The organism is uncultured Rikenella sp. (assembly GCF_910577125.1).
Taxonomy (GTDB): Bacteria; Bacteroidota; Bacteroidia; order Bacteroidales; family Rikenellaceae; genus Rikenella.
Genome location: NZ_CAJTMN010000160.1, coordinates 1 through 3,150, shown reverse-complemented (window position 1 = coordinate 3,150; position 3,150 = coordinate 1). Strand labels below are relative to the sequence as shown.

The window sequence follows — 3,150 nt, the reverse complement described above, 5'->3', positions numbered from 1 at the left end:
TTTCCTACTCCAGCAGTCGCGCGCGGTCGAGTTTTGCTCCGGATGAAACTGCCCTACGCGGGCGGCGTCCGGGTGACCCCGGCGGGACGGGCGAAACTTGCGTTTCGCTGCGGCAGTCTCTACCATAACAGGATGAAACAGCCCTCGAACCGGCTGGGCCCCGCCCAATAGAGCGGTGATAATCCCATCCGAAGCCCCGTGGGGCTGCGGCCGGAGGGCAATTTGTCGCCTGTGCCGGGAATTTTCGCCTCCGCGCCGGTGCCGAAAAAATAAAAGCCCTACATTTGCGTTAGGAAAGAGACCCATGCGTTTTACCCTCGAACATACCGACCCCCGCTCCCGGGCCCGAGCCGGCATACTCCGCACCGACCACGGCGAGATACCCACCCCGATCTTCATGCCCGTCGGCACCGTCGGCAGCGTCAAAGGCGTCTTCCACCGCGACCTCCGCGACGAAGTCCGCGCCCGGATCATCCTCGGGAACACCTACCACCTCTACCTGCGGCCCGGAACCGACACCTTGTATAAAGCCGGCGGCCTGCACCGGTTCGCGGGGTGGGACGGCCCCATACTGACCGACAGCGGCGGATTTCAGGTCTTTTCGCTCACTGGCATCCGGAAGCTGACCGAAGAGGGGTGCCGGTTCCAGTCCCATATCGACGGCTCGCGGCACCTGTTCACGCCCGAGAACGTGATCGACACCCAGCGCCTGATCGGGGCCGATATCATGATGGCCTTCGACGAGTGCCCGCCGGGAACCGCCGAGTACGACTACGCCTCGAAATCGTGGGAGCGGACGGCACGGTGGCTCGAGCGCTGTTTCGCCCAATACGCCAAGACCGAATGTCCGTACGGCTACCACCAGTCCCTCTTTCCGATCGTGCAGGGGTGCACCTATGCCGATCTGCGGCGGAAATCGGCCGAATTCGTCCGGCAGTTCGACGCCGACGGCTATGCCATCGGCGGGCTGGCGGTGGGGGAACCGGCGCCCGTGATGTACGAAATGATCGAAGCGGTGAACGAAATCCTCCCCTCCGACCGGCCGAGGTACCTGATGGGCGTGGGGACGCCGATCAACATACTCGAAGCTATCGAACGGGGGGTCGATATGTTCGACTGTGTGATGCCGACGCGCAACGGGCGCAACGGCATGCTGTTCACGAGTGAAGGGATCATCAACATCCGGAATCAAAAGTGGGCGGAGGATTTCTCGCCCATCGACCCGATGGGGCACACCTTCGTGGACACGGCTTATACGAAGGCCTACCTGCGCCACCTGACCGTCGCCGGCGAGATGATGGCGGCGCAGATTGCGTCGCTGCACAATCTGGGCTTCTACCTGTGGCTCGTGGGCGAGGCGCGGCGGCGGATCGCGGCCGGCGATTTCACGGTCTGGAAAGCCGAAATGGTCGAAAAACTGGGACGGCGGCTATGATACGACTACTCAAGAAACTCAAACTGCAGATCATCGACCGGTACATCATGCGCCGGTTCCTGGGGACATATCTCTTTGCTATCGGGCTGATCATCATGATCGTCGTGATTTTCGACGCCGCCGAGAAGATCGACGACTTTCTGGAGGGACATGCCCCGGTGTCGGCCATCCTGCTCGACTACTACGTCAATTTCATCCCCTACTTCATCAACCAGTTCAGCGGACTCTTCACCTTCATCGCCGTCATCTTCTTCACCTCGAAGATGGCCTACGACACCGAAATCATCGCCATTCTGTCGAGCGGCGTCAGCTTTCGGCGGCTCATGTGGCCTTACTTCGTATCGGCCCTGCTGATCACCGCCCTGAGCCTGAGCCTGAACCTCTTTCTGATTCCCGAGGCCAACGCCCGGCGGCTCGCTTTCGAGGCCAAGTACATGGGCAAACATAAGTCGGCCTACGAACCCCACATCTACCGGCAGCTCGAACCCGGGACATTCGTCTACATCCGCGGGTTTCAGGACAAGAGCAAAGTGGCCGAATACTTCGCCATCGAGAGTTACGATGGGGGGAATATCGTCAGCACGCTCGAAGCGCAGAACGTCCGTTTCGACACCGTCACGGGGCGGTGGAAGGCTTCGAAATACTTTACGCGTCATTATGAGGGCGAGCGGGAGATACTGACCAAATACACCACGCCGCTGGACACCTCCATCAACCTGATCGCCGACGAGCTCGGCCGGACGCAGAATCTCGTTCAGACGATGAACTCGGTGCGTCTGCGGCGCTTCATCCGCCAGCAGCAGGCCAAAGGGTCGGACATGGTGCCGATTTTCCAGATCGAGGCCTATTCGCGGTGGGCCTATCCGATCTCGACCTTCGTGCTGACCCTGATCGGCGTGTCGCTCTCGTCGCGGAAGGTGCGGGGCGGAACGGGGCTGCATATCGGGGTGGGGATTACGCTCTGTTTCACCTACATCGTGCTGATGCGCTTTACGGGCGAGTTCGCCAAGGGCGGGATGATGCCACCGGTGGTGGCGGTTTGGCTTCCGAACGTGATTTATGCGGCGATCGGCGTTTACTTATACCGCCAGGCACCGAAGTAGGGGGTTGTACGCGGCCTGTTTTTTGCAGGTTCTCGGAAGAGGACTGCGGCGTGCGAACAGAGAATGGTGCGAAGATTTGGGCCGACACAGCCGCAGCGAAACGCAGTTTCGCCCGTCCACGGGACGTGGGGCCCGCGCGGCCCGAGCGCAGTTTCAGGCGGTTCGAAGCCCGGCGCGCGGACAAGAACAATGCAAAAAAAAACGTCGCCCGCCCGCGTAAAGAGGGATTTCACTCGTTTTGCGGTGAGCAAAATCGAGATGAAATCCCAGCGGGCGACTTAAAAACCGCGCGCCCCCGCCCAAAGATGCGATTCCACTGTTTCGGCGATGAGCCGAAATCATTGAATCGCCCGGCGCGCGGAAAATGAAGTGGCGGAGCGACAGCGGAGCCGCAGTGAGGCGGACACGGGGCGGAGAATTTGGTCGAGCTTCTGCGACCCGCAGGGTCGCGCAGTCCGACGCCCCGGCAGGCGGAGGACTGCAACTCGACGGAGCTCGTTGCGCCTCCGCTGGCGCCGGACTGCTACGGGCGTTACGAAATGTATTTTGAGAATGAATAGCGCGATTCCGCGAGGAATCGCCGGGCTTGCGCGCTGGGCCTTCGGCCCACCC

General features: G+C 61.2%; 2 protein-coding genes. Both read left to right on the top strand.

What is annotated here, in order from left to right; all coding sequences use genetic code 11:
* Positions 1-304: 304 nt before the first annotated feature.
* Positions 305-1,435, top strand: a complete 1,131-nt coding sequence (gene tgt / locus QZ292_RS10115; RefSeq protein ID WP_294601175.1) for a tRNA guanosine(34) transglycosylase Tgt — start codon at positions 305-307, stop codon at positions 1,433-1,435.
* A complete protein-coding gene (locus QZ292_RS10110) occupies positions 1,432-2,538 on the top strand; it encodes an LptF/LptG family permease (RefSeq protein ID WP_294601173.1) in 1,107 nt (368 codons plus the stop codon). Before tgt ends, QZ292_RS10110 begins: the two co-directional genes overlap by 4 nt.
* Positions 2,539-3,150 lie beyond the last annotated feature (612 nt).